The sequence below is a fragment of the Achromobacter aegrifaciens genome (assembly GCF_902859965.1).
GTDB lineage: Bacteria > Pseudomonadota > Gammaproteobacteria > Burkholderiales > Burkholderiaceae_B > Achromobacter > Achromobacter aegrifaciens.
This window is the reverse complement of record NZ_CADIKO010000003.1, coordinates 298,523-318,645: the sequence shown is the minus strand read 5'-3', so window position 1 is coordinate 318,645 and position 20,123 is coordinate 298,523. Positions and strand designations below refer to the sequence as shown.

Below are 20,123 nucleotides of genomic sequence, written 5' to 3'. Positions count from 1 at the left end.
CCAATACCCCTATTTCAAGCCCGGGAAAGCAAATATTCCCTGACGGCGCCAGCCAGCAGAGGCAGGCGGAATGTAATCAGAAATCCGCCCAATTTCTGCCAAATGCCGTCAAATCTCAGACTGCAAGCATAGATTCAGCGCTTTTCGACGCCATCCGGCAAATGGCGGACGCCCTCTGCGCCAGGCTATTTCTTGTGCGGCTGTGCGGGCGCCACCGGGTCGCTGGCGGGAAAACTGTCCTTCAGGGCGCGGTCCACGGCGCGGTCCTCGTCCGGCTCGGGGCTGATCGCGATGGGGTCGCTGGCGGGGAAGGTCTCGGCAAGCGCCTCGTCCAGTTCGTGTTCCACCTGATCTTCGTCCACCGGGGTACTGACCTGCCCCTTTTTGACGATCTTTCCAGTCTTGGGATCATGGTGCATGCGCCTTCTCCTTCAAGTCCGTGATTTGCGTGGGCCACCCCTGCAAGTGGCGTGCCACCAGGTCGGCCAGCCCTGCGATCCAGGCCGGATCGTCGTTGATCGCCGGGATGTAGCGGAAACGCTTGCCGCCGGCCCCGATAAAGGCGTCGCGGCACTCCAGGCTGATCTCTTCCAGGGTTTCCAGACAGTCTGCCACAAAACCCGGGCACACCACATCGACCTCGGTAACCCCGGCGGCGGCCAGCGCCTTCAGGGTCGGTTCGGTATAGGGCTCCAGCCAGCGGGCCGTACCGAAACGGCTCTGGAAGGTCACCTCGGCCTGTTCGCGCGGCAGCGACAGGCGTTGGCCCAGCAGGCGCGCCGTTTCCATGCAGTCGCGGTAGTACGGGTCGCCCAGTTCGATCGAATAGCGCGGCAGGCCGTGAAAGCTCATGACCAGCTTCTGCGGTTTGCCGTGCTCTTGCCAATAGCGTTCGATGCGACCGGCCAGCGCGTCCAGATAGGCCGGCTCTTCGTGGAAACGCTTGATGAAGCGCAGCTCGGGCTGGTCGCGCAGGCGGCCGGCATGGCGGGTGACCGCATCCACCACCGTGGCGGTGGTGCTGGCGGCGTACTGCGGATAGAGCGGGACGGTCAGTATGCGTTCGCAGCCCTGCCGGCGCAGCCGGGAAATGGCGTCCGGGATCGAGGGGTTGCCGTAACGCATGCCCAGCTCCACCACGGCGTCGATTCCGGCCTCGGCCAGGGCCGCGCGCACACCATCGGCCTGTCGCTGGCTGTACACCATCAGGGGCGAGCCTTCCTTCATCCAGACGCCGGCGTAGCGCGGCTCCAGCTTCTTGGGCCGCATCGTCAGCACCAGGCAATGCAGGATGGGCTTCCACAGATAGCGCGGGATCTCGATCACGCGCGGGTCGGACAGGAACTCGCCCAGGTATTTGCGTATGTCTTGCTTACCCGGGGTGTCCGGGGTGCCCAGGTTCACCAGCAGCACGCCGACCTTGGCCGGCCCGCGAGGCGCGGGGTCTTCGTTGAAGGGGTCCTCCTGCTCGGGTTCCGGCAGATAGCGCTCAGGCCACAGGTACTTGAACAGGCGAAGAAACACAAACACTCCCCTTCCTCCGCAAGGAGGACGTAGCTTCGGATGGACCTACTGGTTGTGGCTGAGGGCGTTGGACAGCAAGCGCGCCGTGATATCCACGATGGGAATGACGCGTTCGTAGGCCATGCGCGTGGGACCGATCACGCCCAGCGTGCCCACGACCTTGCCGTCCACGCCGTAAGGCGCGGTGATGACCGAGACCTCTTCCATCGGCACCAGCTGCGAATCGCCGCCGATGTAGATCTGCACGCCCTGGGCGCGGGTGGACACGTCCAGGAGCTGCAGCAGGTCGGTCTTTTTCTCGAACAGCGAGAACATCTTGCGCAGGCGGTCCATGTCGGAGGCGATGTCGGTCACGTCCAGCAACTTGCGCTCGCCGGAAATGACCATGGCATCGCCGTCCTCGGCGGCTTCCGCGCTGGCTTCGACCGCGGCCTGCATCAGGCGCGAGATGTCCTCGCGCAATTGCGCCAGTTCGGTCGACAGGGTTTGCCGCACGACATTGAAGGACTTGCCGGCGAAATGCATGTTGAAGAAATTGCCGGCTTCCAGCAGTTCCGCTTCGGCATAGTCGCGCTGAACGAAAAGGATGCGATTTTGAACATCGCCGTCGGGCGTGACGATGATGAGCAGCACGCGCTTATCGGACAGGCGGATGAATTCGATCTGGCGGAACACCTGGGCGCGCTTGGGCGTGAGCACCACTCCCGCGAACTGGGTCAGGTTGGACAGCAGGGCCGCGGCGGCATTGACGGCGCGCGTGGGTTCGGCGGCCGCCAGCATCTCGCCCATGTTGTGCGGTTCGAGCTGGTAGGACTGCACCGCCAGCAGCGAATCGACGAACATGCGGTAGCCCCGCGGCGTGGGCACGCGGCCGGCGGAGGTGTGCGGGCTGTGGATCAGTCCCAGTTCTTCGAGATCCGCCATCACATTGCGGATCGTGGCCGGGGACAAGTCGAATACTTTCGATAGCGTCCGCGAGCCGACTGGCTGCCCATCGGCGATATAGCGTTCGATCAACGCTTTCAGTAGTGCGCGTGCGCGGTCATCCATAACAAGTATTTTAGGGAATCTTTTTCAATTGAGGCGATTTTTGTCCCGCAAGCACATATGCGGCCCCATATAATCGGCTAAACCGCCCATTCCGGGCAGGTTTCGGCTTCTGGTCCGGCCTTTTTTGATACGCAAGCAGCCATGCATTTTCCTACCGTAGCCCTGATCGGCAGATACCAGGACACCGGCCTGGACACACCGCTGAGAGCACTCGCCCACGCGCTGACGCAAGCGGGCCGGCAGGTGCTCATCGATGCGGACACGGCGCGCAACACCGGGCTGACCGAATACCCCGTCGCCACGCTCGAGGAAATCGGCAAGACCGCGTCGCTGGCCGTCGTCATGGGCGGCGACGGCACCGTGCTGGGCGCCAGCCGCCACCTTGCTCCCTATGGCATGCCGCTGGTCGGCATCAACCACGGACGCCTGGGCTTCATCACCGACATCGCGTTGCAGGACGCGCATGGCGCGCTGGCGCGCGTGCTCGAAGGCAGCTTCCAGATCGAGGAACGCATGCTGCTGGAAGGCAGCGTGTGGCGCGGCGATCAGAAAATGTATTCCGCGTCGGCCCTGAACGACGTGGTGCTGAACCGCGCGGGACGCGGCGGCATGATCGAAGTGCGGGTGGAGCTGGACGGCGCCTTCATGTACACGCAGCGCGCCGACGGCCTGATCATCGCCACGCCCACGGGCTCCACCGCGTATGCGCTGTCGGCCAACGGTCCCATCCTGCATCCGGGCATGAACGCCATGGTGCTGGTGCCGGTGGCGCCGCAAACCCTGTCCAACCGCCCCATCGTCATTCCCGACTCCGGCGTGCTGAACATGACGCTCACGGCCATGGGCCGCGTGGAAGTCGGCGCCAGCGTGCATTTCGACATGCAGACCTGGTCCGACCTGCAGCCGGGCGACCGCATCGTCGTGCAGCGCGCGCCCTATACCATCCGCTTCGTGCATCCCGAAGGCTACAGTTTCTTCTCCACCCTGCGCCGCAAGCTGCACTGGAACCTGATGCCCGAAGCCTCCGACAACGTAGAGTAGTAAGCGCCCCGACATGCTGCGCACCCTGCATATCCGCGACTTCGTCATCGTCGAACAGACCGAGATCCATTTCGGCCCCGGCTTTACCGTCTTTTCCGGTGAGACCGGCGCAGGCAAATCCATACTGGTGGACGCGCTGGCGCTCACGCTGGGCGAACGCGGCGACGCCAGCATGCTGCGCGAGGGCGCGCCGCGCGCCGACATCACCGCGGTCTTCGATACCCCCAAGGGCCTGATCGCCTGGCTGCAAGAGCGCGAGATCGACGCCGACACGGAACTGTCCCTGCGCCGCGTCATCGACGCCCAGGGCCGCAGCCGCGCCTACATCAATGGCACGCCGGCCACCGTGGCGCAATTGCGCGAACTGGGCGACAGCCTGGTCGACATCCACGGCCAGCATGCGCACCAGAGCCTGATGCGCGCCGACGCCCAGCGCGACCTGCTGGATGCCCACGGCGGCCATGGCGAACTGCGCAACTCGGTCGGCCAGGCCTGGAAGCAATGGCGCGCGTTGGCGCGCCAGCTGGAATCCGCCGAAAAGGACGCCGCAAGCCTGGCTACCGAACGCGACCGCCTGCAATGGCAGGTCGACGAACTCGATCAGCTGAATCTCGGTCCCGACGAATGGGATGCGCTGCAGTCCGAGCACACCCGCCTGTCGCATTCGCAATCCCTGCTGGATGGCGCCAACCAGATCCTCGAAGGGCTGGACGGCGAAGGCGATTCCGCGCACCACCGGCTCACCGCGGCCAACCACCGCATCCAGCAGATGCTGCGCCACGATCCCGGCTTGCAGGGCGTCTACGATGAACTGGAATCGGCCCGCATCGCGATCAGCGAGGCCGTATCGGACCTGAACAACTACGTCAGCCGAGTCGATCTCGATCCTCAGCGGCTCGTAGCGGTCGAGGCGCGCCTGGGCCTGGTATTCGAAACCGCTCGCAAATTCCGCGTCGAGCCCGACGCGCTTTGCGAGCTGCGCGACACGCTGCATGCGCAGCTCAAGGCGCTGCAAGCCGCGGGCGACATCGATGCCCTGCGCGCCCAGACGCAAGCTGCGCAGGCGCAGTACGACGCCACGGCCGCCAAGCTGACGACGGCGCGCCGCAAGGTCGCCAAGGACCTGGGCAAGCAGGTCACGCAAGCCATGCAGACGCTGGCCATGCAGGGCGGCAAGTTCGAACCCACGCTGGCCGAATCGGCGCCGTCCGCGCACGGCAACGAGCAGGTTGAATTCCTGGTGGCCGGCCATGCCGGCACCACGCCGCGGCCGCTGGCCAAGGTGGCTTCGGGCGGCGAACTGTCGCGGATTTCGCTGGCGCTGTCGGTCATCGCCAGTCGCGCTGCGCGCGTGCCGACGCTGATCTTCGATGAAGTCGACAGCGGGGTGGGCGGCGCGGTGGCCGAGGCCGTCGGCAAGCTGCTGCGCGAGCTCGGCGAACGCCATCAGGTGCTGTGCGTGACCCACCTGCCCCAGGTCGCGGCCTGCGCCAACAACCAATTCCTGGTCAGCAAGGCGGAATCGCGCGGCGCCACCCGCTCCAGCATCGAGGAACTGGACGCTTCCTCCCGCGTGGAGGAAATCGCGCGCATGCTGGGCGGCATCAAGCTCACGGCGACCACCCGCGAACACGCCCGCGAAATGCTGGAAGGTTTCGGGCAGAACTGAAGCGCTGGCCCGCCGCTTTACGGCGGGACGCCGGCAAAAACAGGGCCGATTCGCGCCATAAAAAATCCCCTTCACATTGAAGGGGATTTGGATCTCACGGACCCGCTGCGAGCGTAGCCGCGGGCCGTAGGCAGGGCCGGATCAGCGGCCCTTCATGCAGCTGCCGCAGATGCCATACAACACCATGGCGTGGCTTTCCAGCGCGAAGGAGTTGTCCTTGGCAATCTTTTGCTGACGCTTTTCGATTTCGGGGTCCGAAAACTCGACCACCTTGCCGCAATTCGTGCAGATCAGGTGATCGTGGTGATCGCCGTCGTTGAGCTCGAACACCGCCTTGCCGCTGTCGAACTGGCTGCGGGCAAGGATGCCGGCCTGTTCGAACTGGGTCAGGACGCGATAGACGGTGGCCAGCCCGATTTCGACGTTTTCGCCGATCAGGGCGCGATAGACGTCTTCGGCGCTCAGGTGCCGTTGATCCGATTTCCGGAAAATATCAAGAATTTTCAGGCGGGGAAACGTCGCCTTCAAACCCATGTTCTTCAGTTCGCTTTGGTCGCTCATGGTGTAATCGCTCTCCGTCCGCGTTGGCATGGGCAGGATAGGTTCACCGCGAGCCGGCTCACCGAAATCATGCCGCCACGCGGAACTATCCTTATGAAACCTTTATGATAACGGTTTTGTCTGCTTCCAAATAATAGGGGCGCGTAGTGTCCATGATTGCACGAATTCCCTCCCGCTCGCTGAAGACCGGCCTGGCGGTGGCCGCTCTGGCCGTCGCCCTGGCTGGATGCTCGGGGGACAAGTGGGGCTTCCCCTACAAGGCCGGCGTCCAGCAAGGAAACTGGATCACCCAGGAGCAGGTCGCCCTGCTGCAGCCCGGCATGACGCGCGAGCAGGTGCGCTTCGCCCTCGGCAGCCCCACGCTGACCAGCGTGCTGCACGCCAACCGCTGGGACTACCCCTACTACTACAAGCCTGGCTACGGCGACGCCCAGGAACGCAAATTCACCGTCTGGTTCGAAAACGACCGCCTGACCCGCTGGGAAGGCGACAAGCAGCCAGAACTGCAGCCTTACCAGATCAATACGCCCAACGCCGTCGCCGACGAAAAGGCAGACAAGCGCCTCATCGAAGAAGAAACCCGCCAGAAGGAAGAGGAAGACCAGCGCAAGCGCGACTCCGCCGCCCCGGTCAGCCCCCTCAACCAGTACCCTGGCCAGCCCGGCAACGCCCCAGAGCCGCTCAAGTAACACCAAGGACTATCTATGCGTATCGCAATTGCCGGCGCCAGCGGCCGTATGGGCCAGATGCTGATCGAAGCCGTGCTGAACGCCTCCGGCCTGCAGCTCGCCGTGGCGCTGGACCGCCAGGGCTCGGCCGCGCTGGGCCAGGACGCCGGCGCACCGCTGGGCAAGCAGACGGGCGTGGCCATCACCGATGACCTCGACGCCCTGGCCCAGGCCGACTGCCTGATCGACTTCACCCGCCCCGAAGGCACGCTTGAACACTTGCAGGCCTGCGTCAAGCACGGCGTGAACGCCGTCATCGGCACCACCGGTTTCGACGACAACGGCCGCGCCGCGATCGAAGTCGCCGCCCAGAAGATCGGCATCGTCTTCGCGCCCAACATGAGCGTGGGCGTGAACGCCACGCTCAAGCTGCTGGACATGGCCGCTCGCATCCTGAACTCCGGCTACGACGTCGAAGTCTTCGAAGCGCACCACCGCAACAAGGTCGACGCGCCTTCGGGCACCGCGCTGAAAATGGGCGAAACCATTGCTTCGGCCTGGAACGTGGCCCTGCCGGACGTCGCCACCTGGAGCCGCCACGGCGATACCGGCGTGCGCAAGCCGGGCACCATCGGCTTCTCGGTGCTGCGCGGCGGCGACATTGTCGGCGACCACACCGTGTCCTTCTGCGGCACCGGCGAACGCATCGAAATCACGCACCGCTCGGCCAGCCGCGCCACCTACGCGGAAGGCGCCCTGCGCGCCGCCCGCTTCCTGGAAGGCAAGCACAACGGCCTGTACGACATGCAATCGGTGCTGGGCCTCTGAAGCCCTACCCTGCAAAAAAGGACCCTACGGGGTCCTTTTTTCTTGCCCGGCCCAAACGGCCTCACACCACCACGGGTTCCGGTTCGAGCCGCACGCCGTAGCGCTCGGACACCGCGGCCTGGATGGCATGCGCCAAGCCCATGATGTCGGCCGCCGTGGCCCCGCCGCGATTGACCAGTACCAGAGCCTGGCGCTCATGCACGCCCGCGGCCCCCAGCGAGCGGCCCTTCCAGCCGCATTGGTCTATCAGCCAGCCGGCCGCCAGCTTGTAGCCGCCGTCGGGCTGGACGTAGGACACCAGACCGGGAAAACGGTCCAGCAGCCTGTCCCGCACTTGCGCCGACACGATAGGGTTCTTGAAAAAACTGCCTGCGTTGCCCGTCACCGCCGGATCGGGCAGCTTGGCGCGGCGGATCTCGCACACCGCGTCGAAGATATCGCGGGCGCTCGGCTGTCCCGCCGCCAGCCGCGCGTGGCGCTGCAAATCAGGGTAGCCCAGCACAGGCCGCCAGGGCCGGGGCAAGGCGAAACGCACACTCACGATGACCCAGCGTCCGGGCTCGTCGTGCTTGAACACGCTGTCGCGGTAGGAAAAGCGGCAATCGGCCGCGCTCATTTCGACCAGGCGCCCTGCGCGCACGTCCCAGGCGGTCAGGCTGTGGAAACGCTCCTGCAGTTCAACGCCGTAAGCGCCGATGTTCTGCACCGGTGCCGCGCCCACCGTACCCGGGATCAGCGCCAGGTTTTCCAGCCCGTCCCAGCCCTGGTTCACGCAGGTTTCGACAAAGCCGTGCCAGGTCTCGCCGCCCGCCGCCTCGATCAGCCAGGCATCCGGACGAGCTTCCAGCAAGCGCACGCCCTTGAACGCGACGCGAGCCACCAATCCCTGCACCTGGCTCGGCAATACCAGATTGCTGCCTCCCCCCAGCACCAGCAGGGAAGACGTCTCGTGCGCCAGCTGCGACAACGCCGGCAACTGCGCCGCATCTTCCAGGGTCACAAAGGCCCCGGCCCGCGACGCCAGGCCCAACGTATTCAGCCGGGTGAGATCCTGGCTGACGGGCGACAAGGCTGGGGACGGAAGAACTTTGGCGGGAGAATTTGACATGGATGCTGCGGATTGCTATAGTTTCTGTCTTCGCTCATATTACTTGATTGAGTGCTTGCCCTGAATTTCAGGCTTTGTTCGCAAACTGCTTGCAGTGAACAGACCCAAATAAGTCCAGGCCAAGACAAGCTCAAAAAAATCATGTAAAATGCGCGCCTTCTGATCGATAACCAAGTTGATCAGAGTGAATAAGAAAACAGGTTCTGGCTGTTTCAAGTGCAGAACCCATGCGGGAGTAGCTCAGTTGGTAGAGCGCAACCTTGCCAAGGTTGAGGTCGCGAGTTCGAGACTCGTCTCCCGCTCCAAATTCTGATTTCCAGATTCTTTCTGGAAATCCTTGAGAAAGGGCCTTCGGGCCCTTTTTTCATTTCTGCTCGCAACGCGGGCATCTCCCCACGCTGCCTGCGGCCATATTGCGCCGCCCTCTCCGTCCCCCACTGTCACACGCCCTATGACATACGCGGCCTTGGCCTGCGTCATTCATGCTGGACGCCAGGACAATTTTCGTGGATTCGAGGAAGCCCGCGCCCTGCCCGGCTTCCGTACCATTCATTACGTCCTAGGACAAACAAAACGGCGCGGTGGCAGAGTGGTCATGCGGCAGATTGCAAATCTCCTGAGGTTGGTTCGATTCCAGCCCGCGCCTCCAAGACCAGCCTGGCATGTCGGCCCATGAGGCACGGGTGCCGGGACGCAGCCGCCCTGGCGGCACGCCAAGGAGATCGCCTTGATTCAAGTCACCCTGTTCCACGACGGCTGCAATCTCTGCCTGGGCATAGACCGCAGCATGGCCGCGGCCTTCGCGACGCCTCAGCATCGCTACGAATCATTCGATCTCGCGCGGCAGCCCGGGTCCGCCGCCCAGGCCCGGGCGCTTGGCATCACCCGCCTGCCGTCCCTCGTCATCGATGGTCGTGTGCTGCGCCTGGAAGACCATTCCCCCATCGAGCACTACGTCTGAGATTGGCGCGGCCGGATCCGAGCCCGTTGCGATGCTCCCGCTCTTGAAGGCCGCTGCCCCGTTGAACCACGCAAGGAGCCCATCATGAGCAAACTCACCACCGCGTTCGGCGCCCCCGTGCCCGACGACGACAACACGATGACCGCCGGCCGGCGCGGGCCGGCGCTGTTGCAGGACGTCTGGTTCCTGGAAAAGATGGCGCACTTCGACCGCGAAGTGATCCCCGAGCGGCGCATGCACGCCAAGGGAGCCGGCGCCTTCGGCACGTTCACCGTCACCCATGACATCACGCGCTACACCAAGGCCAGGATCTTCAGCCAGGTAGGCAAGCAGACCGAAATGTTCGCCCGCTTCTCGACCGTGGCGGGCGAGCGCGGCGCGGCCGACGCGGAACGCGACATCCGCGGATTCGCGCTCAAGTTCTATACCGAGGAGGGCAACTGGGACCTGGTCGGCAACAACACGCCGGTCTTCTTCGTGCGCGATCCGCTGAAATTCTCCGACCTGAACCGGGCCGTCAAACGCGATCCTCGCACCGGCATGCGCAGCCCGCAGAACAACTGGGACTACTGGACGCTGCTGCCCGAGACCCTGCACCAGGTGACGCTCATCATGGGCGACCGCGGCATTCCGAAGAGCTATCGCCACATGCATGGCTTCGGCAGCCATACCTATAGCTTCATCAACGCCGCCCGCGAGCGCTTCTGGGTCAAGTTCACCTTCAAGACCCAGCAGGGCATCCGGAACCTGACGGACGCCGAGGCCGGTCAGGTCATCGCGGCGGACCGCGAAAGCAATCAGCGTGACCTGTACGAAGCGATCGAACGCGGCGAGTTTCCGCGCTGGACCCTGTATGTACAGATCATGCCCGACGCCGAAGCCCATACCTATCATCTCAACCCCTTCGACCTGACCAAGATCTGGCCGCACAAGGACTATCCGCTGATCGAAGTCGGCGTCCTGGAGCTCAATCGAAACCCCGAGAATTTCTTCGCCGAGGTCGAACAAGCCGCGTTCAGTCCCGCGGCAATCGTTCCCGGCATTGGCTTCTCTCCAGACAAGATGCTGCAGGGCCGCCTGTTCTCGTATGGCGACACGCAGCGCTATCGGCTGGGCGTGAACTACCCGCAGATCCCGGTGAACGCGCCTCGCTGCCCATTTCACAGTTATCACCGCGACGGAGCGATGCGCGTGGATGGCAACGGCGGCAGCACGCCCGCGTACACGCCCAACAGCCATGGCGTCCTGCAGGCGCAGCCGGACTATTCCGAACCGCCGCTGGAGATCAGCGGCGCTGCGGCCCGCTGGGATCACAGGGAAGATACCGACTACTACTCCCAGCCCGGCAACCTGTTCCGGTTGATGGCGGCGGACGAAAAACAGAGACTGTTCCAGAACACCGCGCGCGCGATCCGCGGCGCCTCCAGGGAAGTCATCGAACGCCATATCGCCAACTGCACGCGGGCAGACCCGGCCTATGGGCAAGGCGTGCGCGACGCGATCGCGCAGACGGAACAAGACCGCCCGCGGGCCGCCCCCTAGGTTCAAAAAACATCAACCAACCCGCCACGGATAGCCGATACACTGAACTCTCCCATAGCCGGTAAAAAACAGGCGCGCGGCGCACAGCCGACGCAGCCCCAGCGGAGAGACAGGTGCTTGGATCCCAGTTGATTATCCGTACGCTGCATCGCCTGGGCGTCAAGACCATCTTCAGCCTGTCCGGCAATCAGATCATGCCGCTCTACGATGCCTGTATCGACGCAGGCATCCGCATCATCCATGTGCGGCATGAGGCGGCCGCCGTCTTCATGGCGGACGCCTGGTCCCAGATCACCGGCGAGCTTGGCGTCGCGATGCTGACCGCCGCGCCCGGCATCACCAATGGCCTGGCGCCGCTTTACTCGGCGTCGCAGGCGGAAAGCCCCGTGCTCCTCATCTCCGGCGACTCCTCGGTAGGAGAAGACGGCATGGGCGCGTTCCAGGAACTGGACCAGGTTTCCATCACCCGTTCCTTGACCAAGCTATCGCTGCGTCCGCGGACCGGGCAGGAGCTTTATCCCGCGCTCGACCGCGCGGTCGCGCAAGCGCTTGCCCCACGGCGCGGACCGGTTCATCTGGCCCTGCCCTTCGACCTGATGACCGCGGAGACGGGCTTGGCAGAACTGCCCGCCACTACACCGAAGCGCGAGCCCGCTGCAGTGGACGCAGCCGGCCTGGAACAGCTCGCCGCGCTGCTTGACTCGGCACAGCGCCCCCTGTTGCTGGCAGGCCCCACCGGAGCGCGTCCGCACATGCGCGCGGTTCGCGAGAAGCTGGAAGCAACGCTAGGCGTGCACCTCATCCCCATGGAAAGCCCGCGCGGCCTGAAGGACCCTTCCCTGGGCTCCCTGGCCGAAATCATTCCGCAGGCGGACCTCATCGTGCTGGCCGGCAAGTGCCTGGACTTCACGCTGGGCTTCGGCGGCACGGGCGCGCTGGGCAAGACGGCCCGGGTCGTGGCGATAGACCCCGACCCCGCGATGCTGGAACGCGCGGCCCGCCTGCTGGGCGACCGCCTGGCTCTGGCCCTGCAGGGCGATCCCTACACCGTGCTGCCGGCATTGCCAGCGGCGCCAGCCCCGGCCGCGCGCGCCTCGTGGCGCGCGCGCGTGGACGAAGCGCTGCGCAACCGGAACACTCTGGGCGCCGCGGCTTGCGCCGATGGAGCATTGGGGCCGCGCGCGCTATGTGAAGCGGTCCAAGCGTTTCTCACGTCCGCCCCCAATCCCATCCTGGTCTGCGACGGCGGCGAATTCGGCCAGTGGGCGCAGGCATACTGCCAGGCGCCGGTGCGCATCATCAACGGCATGTCGGGCGCGATCGGCGCAGGCATCTGCTACGCCATCGCCGCCAAGATCGCACAACCAGGGGCCACCGTGGCCGTGCTCATGGGCGACGGCACGGCGGGCTTTCACCTGATGGAGCTGGACACGGCCGTGCGCGAGCGCGCCGCGATCGTCGCCGTGATCGGCAACGACCTGCGCTGGAACGCGGAACACTTGATCCAGATGCGCACCTACGGTCCGCAAAGGCTGATCGGATGCGAACTCGCTCCGACCGCGCGCTACCACGAAGTCGCCGCGGCGCTTGGCGGAGCCGGCTACGCCGCCCGGGACCGCGACAGCCTCGCCACCGCGCTGCGCGCGGCGGCGGAGAGCGGGCTGCCCGCATGTATCAACGTATCCCTGGCGGGCGAACCCGCTCCGGTTTTCAGCGCATCAACGCAGTCCGCGACCGGTCATTGACCTCGAAGCATCGAGCCCAGCTGCAGTCCGGTTTCGTCCCTTAGCACGACAGGAGACTTCTCATGATGAGACCTACCGGCCTCTGGCCGGGCGCGTTCGCTCGCGCCGCGATTTGCATGCTGGCCGCGCTTCCGGGCCTGGCAACCGCCCAAGCCTATCCCGCCAAACCCGTCCAGCTCATCGTGCCGTTCAGCGCGGGCGGCGACGCCGACATGGCGGCCCGCAACTTGTCCGCCGCCGCGCAAGGCCTGCTTGGCCAGCCGCTGGTCGTCGTCAACAAGGCCGGGGCGAACGGCGCGATCGGCTCGGCCGCCGTGAAGAACGCCGCTCCCGACGGCTACACCCTGCTCGTCGGCCGGATAGGCTCCCAGGTCCTGCTACCCGCGCTACAACCCAAGACCACGCCCTATACCGCCCGGGACTTCACGTACATCGGACTGCTGGAGCTGAACCCCGTGGTCTGTGTGGTGCATCCGGACAGCCCTTACAAGACAATCGGCGATCTGGCACAGGCTTTGAAGGCCCATCCCGGCAAGCTCAACTACAGCCATTCCGGTCCGGCCACGGTGCAGAATCTTGCGCCGCAGCTGCTGCTCAGCAGTCTCGGCCTGAAATCCGAGGCCGTGGTCAACGTCCCCTACAAGGGCGGCAACGAAGTCGCGCTGGCGGTGCTCAGCAAGGATGCGGACTTCGCCTGCAATAACCTGAGTTCGATGACGGGCATACTTGCCAGCGGCAAGCTGCGCGCCCTGCTGACGACCACGCCCGACCGCCTGGCGCAGTTCCCCGACATCCCGACCGCGCGCGAGCTGGGGCTGCCTCAACTCGAAGCTGTCGTAGGCTGGAGCGGACTGTTCGGGCCGCCGGGCATGAGTCCCGAAGCGGTGGCCAAATGGGCCGACGTGCTCAAGCAGATCGCACAGGATCCGAAGTGGATCGCCGGCAACGCCAACTTCGGCGGCATCCCCCACGTCCTGTCCCCCGCGGAAACGGAAAAATACGTCAGCCAGGGAGCCGCGATCTATGCCGACCTTGTGGCCAAGGCCGGGTTGCAAGTCAATTAACCCGCCTCATTGCCCGCTCCAGGCGGTCCGCCAAGTCCGGCGGACGCCGGGATCGCCTCGCGCAGGTAACCGACGAATGAGGATACGGTCAGCGGCACGCGCGGCGTGTAGGGCCTGACTGCGTACAGCCGTTCTGCATATTCGCCCACCACGCGCCACCCGCGCAGGACCTCGACCAACTCTCCGCTGCGCAGGGCCTGGTTGGCGCTGAAATCCGGCACCAGCGCGATCCCCAGGGATCCGGCAGCCACCTCCCGCAGCACTTCGCTGTTGTTCGCGGTGAAGCTGCCGCGCACCGGAACCGCCACGCGCTTGTCTCCGTCACGCGACTCGAACGACCAGGTAGCGCTGCCGCTGCGCCGCAGGTAGTGCAGGCAATTGTGGGCGGCCAGATCCATCGGCGTCTTCGGCGTGCCGTGCTGCGCCAGGTACTCCGGGGCCGCAACCAGCACGGAGCGCGTCTCGCAGATGACCGACGCGACGTGCGTGTCCGGCACGCCGGCCACATGCCGGATAGCCAGGTCGAAGCCTTCGGTAGCCAGGGACGCCAGATGGTCGCTGAGTTCCAGCTGGATCCGCACGTCGGGAAAATTCTTCAGGAATCCGGGTATCAGCGGCGCAATGACCTGACGTCCCAGGGCTACGGGTGCGGTCACGGACAGCACGCCGCGCGGCCCCTCGGACAGGTCCCGCACGGCCGAGAAGCCCTCTTCGATGCGCAGAAAGGCCGCCGCGGTCTGGTCGACCAGGCTCTGCCCCGCCTCGGTCAGGCCGACGCTGCGGGTGGTGCGGCGCACGAGGGGGACGCCAGCCGCCTGCTCCAGTTCCACGATGCGCTGGCTCACCGACGCCTTGCTGATCTGCAGGCGGCGCGCGGCCGCCGTATAGCTGCCGGTATCGGCCAGCACCCCAAGGCAATGGATATGCGACCACAGATCTTCCAGACGCCTGGTTTTCGTCATGCCTTGCTCCATTGTTCGAAACATCAAACACTGATTCCAGCCCTGCGGTCTCGACGTCCGGGCGGCAATGCGCGACATTGCCAGCTCCAGAACACCATGCATGAGCCCAGGAGCCAGCCATGACCGCAAGCAATGCCAGCGCCCAATCCCGCGATGCCGGACACTATATCGGCGGCAGCCTCGTCGACGGGACAGGCAGCCGCCAGCCCGTCTACAACCCGGCCACGGGCGCCGTCGCCAAGCAGGTGGCGCTGGCCACGCCCGACGAGGTGAACCGCGCCGTGGCCAGCGCCCGGGCGGCATTTCCGCAATGGGCGGACACCCCTCCCATCCGCCGCGCCCGCGTGCTGTTCAGGTTTCTTGAACTGATGAACAAGCATCGCGACGAACTTGCCCACCTGATCACCGCCGAGCATGGCAAGGTTTTCAGCGATGCGCAAGGCGAAGTCACTCGCGGCATCGACATCGTCGAGTTCGCCTGCGGCGTTCCCCAGTTGCTGAAGGGCGCCCACACCGAGCAGGTTTCCACCGGCATCGACAACTGGACGCTGCGCCAACCGCTGGGCGTGGTGGCGGGCATCACGCCGTTCAACTTTCCGGTGATGGTACCCATGTGGATGTTCCCGGTGGCGATCGCGGCGGGCAACACCTTCGTGCTCAAGCCCAGCCCCACCGACCCCAGCGCATCGCTGCGCATCGCCGAACTGCTGCGCGAAGCGGGGCTGCCCGACGGCGTGTTCAACGTGGTGCAGGGCGACAAGGTGGCGGTTGATGCGCTGCTGGAACACCCGGACGTGAAAGCCATCAGCTTCGTCGGATCCACGCCCATCGCCAACTACATCTACGAGACCGGCGCACGCCATGGCAAGCGCGTGCAGGCCCTGGGCGGCGCCAAGAACCACATGGTCGTGATGCCGGACGCCGACATCGACCAGGCGGTCGACGCCCTGATCGGCGCCGGCTACGGCTCGGCCGGCGAGCGCTGCATGGCGATCAGCGTGGCGGTGCTGGTGGGCGACGTGGCCGACCGGCTGCTGCCCAGACTGATCGAGCGCACCAGGACGCTGAAGGTGCTGGACGGCGAGAACCCCGCGGCCGAGATGGGCCCCATCGTGACCCGCGCCGCGCATGAGCGCATCAGCGGCTATATCGATCTGGGCGTGCAGGAAGGCGCGCAACTGCTGGTGGACGGCCGCGGCTTCCAGGGTTCTCAGGCAGGCGCAGGCTGCGGCGACGGTTTCTGGATGGGCGGCACGCTGTTCGACCACGTCACGCCGGACATGCGCATCTACAAGGAAGAGATCTTCGGCCCGGTGCTGGGCTGCGTGCGCGTGAAGGATCTGAAAGAAGCCGTGGATCTCATCAATGCCCACGAATTCGGCAACGGCGTGGCCTGCTTCACCCGCGACGGCAACGTCGCGCGCGAGTTCGGCCGCCGCATCGAGGTTGGCATGGTGGGCATCAACGTACCCATCCCCGTGCCCATGGCCTGGCATGGATTCGGCGGCTGGAAGCGCAGCCTGTTCGGCGACATGCACGCTTATGGCGAAGAAGGCGTGCGCTTCTACACGCGGCAGAAGTCGATCATGCAGCGCTGGCCCGAAAGCATTGGCAAGGGCGCCGAGTTCGCCATGCCGACGGCCAAGTAACGGCAGCCTGTCTCACGCAGGCGAGACCCATCCGCGATAGATGGCGCCTGCGCCCGCTATCGCGAGCAGAACGAAGATGGCCCGCTTCAGCAGTTCCGGGGACACCCGAACCCTGAGGCGGGATCCGCCGTACAGGCCGATGAGGGCCACGGGCAGCAGCACGGCGGCCGCGAGCAGGATTTCCGGCTGCGCATACAGTCCGGCGGCGCCGAAGGCCGCCGCCCGGATGAGGCCGCTGGCCAGGATGACCACCGAGATCGTGGCGCGGAATTGGTCCAGCGCATCCAGCCGGCGCGACAGATAGATGGTGTAGATCGGCCCGCCGGTCCCGAACAGCGCACTGAAGATGCCGCCGAACACGCCGAACGGCAAGGCCCAGAAAGTATTCAGCGGCGCCGACGGCTTGGCCCCGCGCGCGCCCCGCAGGCCCTTGATGCACACCGCCAGCACGAAGCTGCCCAGCAGGATCAAAGGCCAGCGAGCGCCGGCGTTGTGCAGCAACGTCACCCCCAGCCCTATCCCCAGCAGCAGCCAGGGAAACAGGCGCTTGAGTTCGACCAGGGAAACGCGCCGCCAGTTGCTGCCGCCCACCAGCGCGGTGCAGGCCAGGTCGAACAGCACCACCAGCGGAACCGCGAACTGCAAGGGCATGAACTGGACCAGCAGCGGCACGGCCACCATGGCCGCGCCGAATCCCGTCATCCCGAAGACGACATAGGCGGCAAGGACGACGGGTGCGGCAAAGGCGAGCGTATCGGGCGGCATCATGCGGATTCAGCTTGCGGTGATCTTCTTCTTTTCCACCAGCGCCTTCCACTTGGCGGACTCCCTGGCAATCTCCTCCCTGAGCGCGGCGGCAGGCACGATGGTCGCCGACATCCCCTGGTCAGCCAGATAGCGCTGCATGTTGGGCTGCGCCACCGCCGTCCTGGCATCGGCCAGCAGCCGGTCGACCGAAGCCTGGGGCGTGCCCGCCGGCGCCAGCAGGGCGAACCACCCCGTGAACTCGAACCCCGGCACTCCATCCTCGGCCGTGGTCGGCACGTCCGGCAGCAACGCGGAACGTTCCTTGCCCGTCACCGACAGCGCCCGCAGGCGTCCTCCCTTGAGCAACGGCACGATGGCATTGATATTGCCCACGGCGACTTCGATCACGCCCGCCATGAGGTCGGTGTAGGCCGGCCCCTCGCCCTTGTACGGGACGTGCATGAGTTCGATCCCGGCCGCATCGCTGAAAGCTTCGCCCGCCATGTGCGTCTGGCTGCCCACGCCCGCGGACGAGAAGCTGAGTTTGCCAGGCCTGGCGCGGGCGTACTCGATCAGCTCGCGCGTGTTCTTGACCGGCAGGTTGGCATTGACGGTGATGACCATGGGGCCGTTTGCCACCTTGCCGATGGGACTGAAATCCGTCAGCGAATAAGGCAGCTTGCTGTAGATGAACTGGTTGACCGTGAACATGCTGCCCGACGCAAGCAACAGCGTATAGCCGTCCGCCGGCGCGCTGGCGACAGCCTGCGCGCCCACGCTGCCGCCAGCGCCCGCGCGATTCTCGACGATTACGCTCTGCTTCAGGCCCTTGCCCAATTCGGCCGCCAACGCGCGGCCCAGCAGGTCGGTGGCCCCGCCCGCCGAAAACGGGACGATCATGCGTATGACCTTGTCCGCCGGCCAGTCGGCTCGCGCCGGAAGGGCGATAAACGGCGTAAGCGCGAGGCCACAGCCCAGCGTCTTGACGATGCGGCGGCGCGCAATATTGGGTTGAGTTTGGTTCTTCATGGCTTTGTCTCCTTCAGTTCGCGGGACGGCGTAGCGGGTCGGCGTTCGGCCGGCTGACGATTCGCCAGGCAGCAACTGACCCTCGGGCCGATGGCTCGATTTTTCGGGACGTTGCGGTGTTTTTCTGCGGACTACTAGGCTGCTGAACTACAGAACTACCGGACTAAGAACTACTGGCCGGCACAGACTGACTTCAATGCGTCGAGCAACAACTGCGTAAGATGGGCCCGCGGGTTCTCCTTCGGCGCCAGGATGCCCAGGCGACGAGTGACCGTGGGCGAGCCGAACGGAATGACGCGGATGCCCGGGGGAAACTCGTTCCTGCCGCGGCAGGCCGGTACCACCGATGCACCCAGGCCATTGGCCACCATGGCGATCACGCCTTCCAGGTTGTCGATCTCCATGGTCGAACGCACGGTGATGCGCCTGCGCACCATCTCTTCCTGCACCAGATGCCCCACGCGCGCCGAACGATTGAAACGGACATAGGGATTCTGCTCCAGGATCTCCTGATCGCTGGCGCCCTTGACCGAGCGGTGGGCGATGACGACCAGTTGTTCCTCGACGAACGGCAGGAAATCCAGGCCCGAGCGCGGCGCATCGGGCTCGGTCACGATCGCCACGTCCACCTGGCGGTGATAGATGGCGCGCTCCAGGTCGTGCGTGAGTCCCGTGGTGACATGGACCTCCAGGCCGTGGCCCTGCTTCTGCAGGTGCCGCAGCGCCAGCGGCAGCACGCCCGACACACAGGTATGGACGCTGCCGAGCCTGAGCAATCCCGACGAAGTACCCTTCTTCAAGGCGGCGCTCATGCTTTCCCAATGCGCGATCAGGTCGCGCGCCCGGTGCACCAGCGCCAACCCCGTGTCCGTGAGGATGGGCGGACGCCGGCTGCGGTCGAAGATCGTGATGCCCAGCTCGTCCTCGAGCGCGCGAACCTGCATGCTCACCGCCGACAGCGACAGGCCGATGGTATTGCCGGCCTCGGCGAAACTGCCGTGGTCTGCAATCGCGATCAGCGTGTAGAGCGTGCGGATATCCATGCAAGAAGGTTCCTGGTGTTGACGGCATTGCGGAAAGGAGGAGTATGCCGCGTCAGATGCCAAGCAGCCGCCGCGCGTTCCCTCCCATGACTTTCCCAAGATTATCTTCCCGGATCGGCAAGGTCTCGAACCACTCTTTGTACCCTTGCACCGGGCAGAACGGGAACGAGCTGGCGTAAAGCATCCTGTCCGAGAGAAAACCGTCTGCCGCCTTCACGTATTCCTCCCAGCCTGGCATGCGGGAAAAATACATATCGGGCGACAGCCAAAGGTTCTGGCGCCGGAACGCCAGGTGCAGGATCTCAGTGACCCAGGGCCACCCGCCATGGGCGACCACCACGTTCAGGGCGGGAAATTCCGCCAGCACCCGGTCGGTCCGTATCGGATCCGAATAGCTCAAGTCCGGCCCCGCCGTGCCTCCGACCATCATGATCACCGGCAGGCCCAGGTCCTCGCAGTGGCCGTAGATCGGATACAGGCGTCTGTCGTCGGCGTACATGGGAACCGGGTAGGAGCCCGGCTCGATATTGATCAGCTTGAAGCCGTCCTCCAGCGCCTGGCTGATGGTCTGGCACGCGCGGCGCCGGTCGGTGGGGTCGATGGAGGCGGCGCCGATGAATCGGCCCGGATGCTCGGCCACGATGCCTCGCACGTCCTCGTTGGACACGCTGCCCAGCACGCCGGCCAGGCGTCCCACGACCACGCCGCGGTCTATCCGCGCGGCATCCATCTCTTTCAGCAGCAGCGCCATCGATTGCTGCTGCGCCGCGGCCGAGGGCTCGAAGCCCACCGTCCGCGTAAAGCCATCGCGACGTTCTCCCGCCGAGTACATCAGCGTATCCAGGAAGCCGCCTACCGGCGGCCGCAGCCTAAAGTCGATGATCATTGCAGTCTCTTTGTCAGGGGGTGGAATTACCCGGGCCGCGCTTGCA

Annotated in this window: 19 protein-coding genes and 2 tRNA genes; 11 read left to right on the top strand and 10 right to left on the bottom strand. The window is 65.3% G+C overall.

Annotated elements, in window-relative coordinates; genetic code table 11:
- Positions 1 to 185 precede the first annotated feature (185 nt).
- Genes HV793_RS20490 through hrcA form a run of 3 tightly spaced genes read right to left on the bottom strand, consistent with a single transcriptional unit; the run spans position 186 to position 2,574 of the window.
- Entirely contained in the window at positions 186 to 419 is a 234-nt protein-coding gene (locus HV793_RS20490; RefSeq protein ID WP_013391860.1) for a hypothetical protein, read from the bottom strand.
- Complete coding sequence (hemH, locus tag HV793_RS20485; RefSeq protein ID WP_175214060.1) at positions 409 to 1,524, bottom strand: ferrochelatase; 1,116 nt, start codon at positions 1,522 to 1,524, stop codon at positions 409 to 411. The genes HV793_RS20490 and hemH overlap by 11 nt, the downstream gene beginning before the upstream one ends.
- 45 nt (positions 1,525 to 1,569) lie before the next feature.
- Positions 1,570 to 2,574, bottom strand: a complete 1,005-nt coding sequence (gene hrcA / locus HV793_RS20480; protein ID WP_054450033.1) for a heat-inducible transcriptional repressor HrcA — start codon at positions 2,572 to 2,574, stop codon at positions 1,570 to 1,572.
- Between the two features lie 141 nt (positions 2,575 to 2,715).
- Here hrcA and HV793_RS20475 point away from each other — a divergent pair, with 141 nt between their 5' ends.
- Both HV793_RS20475 and recN read left to right on the top strand, forming a co-directional pair.
- Complete coding sequence (locus HV793_RS20475) at positions 2,716 to 3,615, top strand: NAD kinase (protein ID WP_054450031.1); 900 nt, start codon at positions 2,716 to 2,718, stop codon at positions 3,613 to 3,615.
- Positions 3,616 to 3,628: 13 nt separating this feature from the next.
- On the top strand, positions 3,629 to 5,284 hold the full coding sequence (recN, locus tag HV793_RS20470; protein WP_119450762.1) for a DNA repair protein RecN: 1,656 nt from the start codon (positions 3,629 to 3,631) through the stop codon (positions 5,282 to 5,284).
- Positions 5,285 to 5,425: 141 nt separating this feature from the next.
- Here the strand turns inward: recN and fur are convergent, their stop codons facing one another.
- Positions 5,426 to 5,845, bottom strand: coding sequence for a ferric iron uptake transcriptional regulator (gene fur / locus HV793_RS20465; protein ID WP_043543731.1), 420 nt, complete (start codon positions 5,843 to 5,845; stop codon positions 5,426 to 5,428).
- Positions 5,846 to 5,997: 152 nt separating this feature from the next.
- Here fur and HV793_RS20460 point away from each other — a divergent pair, with 152 nt between their 5' ends.
- Positions 5,998 to 6,534 carry an outer membrane protein assembly factor BamE gene (locus HV793_RS20460; RefSeq protein ID WP_054450027.1) on the top strand — a complete coding sequence of 179 codons (537 nt, stop codon included), beginning with the start codon at positions 5,998 to 6,000 and terminating at the stop codon, positions 6,532 to 6,534.
- Positions 6,535 to 6,549: 15 nt separating this feature from the next.
- Positions 6,550 to 7,341 (top strand): 4-hydroxy-tetrahydrodipicolinate reductase, encoded by a 792-nt coding sequence (gene dapB, locus HV793_RS20455; protein ID WP_054450025.1) that lies wholly within the window; start codon positions 6,550 to 6,552, stop codon positions 7,339 to 7,341.
- A gap of 61 nt (positions 7,342 to 7,402) precedes the next feature.
- Here dapB and murB read toward each other — a convergent pair whose 3' ends face one another.
- Positions 7,403 to 8,449 carry a UDP-N-acetylmuramate dehydrogenase gene (murB, locus tag HV793_RS20450; RefSeq protein WP_119452063.1) on the bottom strand — a complete coding sequence of 349 codons (1,047 nt, stop codon included), beginning with the start codon at positions 8,447 to 8,449 and terminating at the stop codon, positions 7,403 to 7,405.
- Between the two features lie 229 nt (positions 8,450 to 8,678).
- Between murB and HV793_RS20445 the strand changes: the two genes are divergently transcribed.
- The 6 genes from HV793_RS20445 (at position 8,679) to HV793_RS20420 (ending at position 13,761) form a co-directional block, all read left to right on the top strand.
- A tRNA-Gly gene (locus tag HV793_RS20445) sits at positions 8,679 to 8,754 on the top strand.
- Positions 8,755 to 9,024: 270 nt separating this feature from the next.
- A tRNA-Cys gene (locus HV793_RS20440) sits at positions 9,025 to 9,098 on the top strand.
- 78 nt (positions 9,099 to 9,176) lie between these two features.
- Positions 9,177 to 9,410 carry a hypothetical protein gene (locus HV793_RS20435; protein ID WP_054450019.1) on the top strand — a complete coding sequence of 78 codons (234 nt, stop codon included), beginning with the start codon at positions 9,177 to 9,179 and terminating at the stop codon, positions 9,408 to 9,410.
- 84 nt (positions 9,411 to 9,494) lie between these two features.
- Positions 9,495 to 10,952 (top strand): catalase, encoded by a 1,458-nt coding sequence (locus HV793_RS20430; RefSeq protein ID WP_175213861.1) that lies wholly within the window; start codon positions 9,495 to 9,497, stop codon positions 10,950 to 10,952.
- Positions 10,953 to 11,065: 113 nt separating this feature from the next.
- Positions 11,066 to 12,697: a thiamine pyrophosphate-binding protein gene (locus HV793_RS20425; protein ID WP_175213860.1), complete on the top strand. Its 1,632-nt coding sequence runs from the start codon at positions 11,066 to 11,068 to the stop codon at positions 12,695 to 12,697.
- Between the two features lie 62 nt (positions 12,698 to 12,759).
- A complete protein-coding gene (locus HV793_RS20420; RefSeq protein ID WP_175159445.1) occupies positions 12,760 to 13,761 on the top strand; it encodes a Bug family tripartite tricarboxylate transporter substrate binding protein in 1,002 nt (333 codons plus the stop codon).
- Here HV793_RS20420 and HV793_RS20415 read toward each other — a convergent pair.
- Positions 13,758 to 14,723 (bottom strand): LysR family transcriptional regulator, encoded by a 966-nt coding sequence (locus HV793_RS20415; RefSeq protein WP_119452072.1) that lies wholly within the window; start codon positions 14,721 to 14,723, stop codon positions 13,758 to 13,760. The genes HV793_RS20420 and HV793_RS20415 overlap by 4 nt on opposite strands.
- A gap of 119 nt (positions 14,724 to 14,842) precedes the next feature.
- Here HV793_RS20415 and HV793_RS20410 point away from each other — a divergent pair, with 119 nt between their 5' ends.
- The gene (locus tag HV793_RS20410; RefSeq protein ID WP_119452066.1) at positions 14,843 to 16,372 is read left to right on the top strand and encodes a CoA-acylating methylmalonate-semialdehyde dehydrogenase; all 1,530 of its coding nucleotides are present in this window, start codon (positions 14,843 to 14,845) and stop codon (positions 16,370 to 16,372) included.
- A gap of 12 nt (positions 16,373 to 16,384) precedes the next feature.
- On the opposite strand, the gene HV793_RS20405 is transcribed toward HV793_RS20410, so the two are convergent.
- The 4 genes from HV793_RS20405 to HV793_RS20390 all read right to left on the bottom strand — a co-directional run bounded on the left by HV793_RS20405 (position 16,385) and on the right by HV793_RS20390 (position 20,077).
- A complete protein-coding gene (locus HV793_RS20405) occupies positions 16,385 to 17,140 on the bottom strand; it encodes a sulfite exporter TauE/SafE family protein (RefSeq protein WP_313387485.1) in 756 nt (251 codons plus the stop codon).
- Between the two features lie 6 nt (positions 17,141 to 17,146).
- The gene (locus HV793_RS20400; protein WP_119452067.1) at positions 17,147 to 18,148 is read right to left on the bottom strand and encodes a Bug family tripartite tricarboxylate transporter substrate binding protein; all 1,002 of its coding nucleotides are present in this window, start codon (positions 18,146 to 18,148) and stop codon (positions 17,147 to 17,149) included.
- Between the two features lie 170 nt (positions 18,149 to 18,318).
- The gene (locus HV793_RS20395; protein WP_175213859.1) at positions 18,319 to 19,191 is read right to left on the bottom strand and encodes a LysR family transcriptional regulator; all 873 of its coding nucleotides are present in this window, start codon (positions 19,189 to 19,191) and stop codon (positions 18,319 to 18,321) included.
- A 52-nt stretch (positions 19,192 to 19,243) separates the two neighbouring features.
- Positions 19,244 to 20,077, bottom strand: coding sequence for an amidohydrolase family protein (locus HV793_RS20390; protein ID WP_175213858.1), 834 nt, complete (start codon positions 20,075 to 20,077; stop codon positions 19,244 to 19,246).
- Positions 20,078 to 20,123: the final 46 nt, after the last annotated feature.

Excerpts from the sequence above, each read along its gene's own strand:
- HV793_RS20430 (WP_175213861.1), top strand. The coding sequence starts at position 9,495 with ATGAGCAAACTCACCACCGCGTTCGGCGCCCCCGTGCCCGACGACGAC.
- HV793_RS20490 (WP_013391860.1), bottom strand. The coding sequence starts at position 419 with ATGCACCATGATCCCAAGACTGGAAAGATCGTCAAAAAGGGGCAGGTC.
- HV793_RS20390 (WP_175213858.1), bottom strand. The coding sequence starts at position 20,077 with ATGATCATCGACTTTAGGCTGCGGCCGCCGGTAGGCGGCTTCCTGGAT.
- HV793_RS20460 (WP_054450027.1), top strand. The coding sequence starts at position 5,998 with ATGATTGCACGAATTCCCTCCCGCTCGCTGAAGACCGGCCTGGCGGTG.
- HV793_RS20420 (WP_175159445.1), top strand. The coding sequence starts at position 12,760 with ATGATGAGACCTACCGGCCTCTGGCCGGGCGCGTTCGCTCGCGCCGCG.
- HV793_RS20400 (WP_119452067.1), bottom strand. The coding sequence starts at position 18,148 with ATGAAGAACCAAACTCAACCCAATATTGCGCGCCGCCGCATCGTCAAG.
- recN (WP_119450762.1), top strand. The coding sequence starts at position 3,629 with ATGCTGCGCACCCTGCATATCCGCGACTTCGTCATCGTCGAACAGACC.
- dapB (WP_054450025.1), top strand. The coding sequence starts at position 6,550 with ATGCGTATCGCAATTGCCGGCGCCAGCGGCCGTATGGGCCAGATGCTG.
- fur (WP_043543731.1), bottom strand. The coding sequence starts at position 5,845 with ATGAGCGACCAAAGCGAACTGAAGAACATGGGTTTGAAGGCGACGTTT.
- HV793_RS20415 (WP_119452072.1), bottom strand. The coding sequence starts at position 14,723 with ATGACGAAAACCAGGCGTCTGGAAGATCTGTGGTCGCATATCCATTGC.
- murB (WP_119452063.1), bottom strand. The coding sequence starts at position 8,449 with ATGTCAAATTCTCCCGCCAAAGTTCTTCCGTCCCCAGCCTTGTCGCCC.
- hrcA (WP_054450033.1), bottom strand. The coding sequence starts at position 2,574 with ATGGATGACCGCGCACGCGCACTACTGAAAGCGTTGATCGAACGCTAT.
- HV793_RS20475 (WP_054450031.1), top strand. The coding sequence starts at position 2,716 with ATGCATTTTCCTACCGTAGCCCTGATCGGCAGATACCAGGACACCGGC.
- HV793_RS20405 (WP_313387485.1), bottom strand. The coding sequence starts at position 17,140 with ATGATGCCGCCCGATACGCTCGCCTTTGCCGCACCCGTCGTCCTTGCC.
- HV793_RS20410 (WP_119452066.1), top strand. The coding sequence starts at position 14,843 with ATGACCGCAAGCAATGCCAGCGCCCAATCCCGCGATGCCGGACACTAT.
- HV793_RS20395 (WP_175213859.1), bottom strand. The coding sequence starts at position 19,191 with ATGGATATCCGCACGCTCTACACGCTGATCGCGATTGCAGACCACGGC.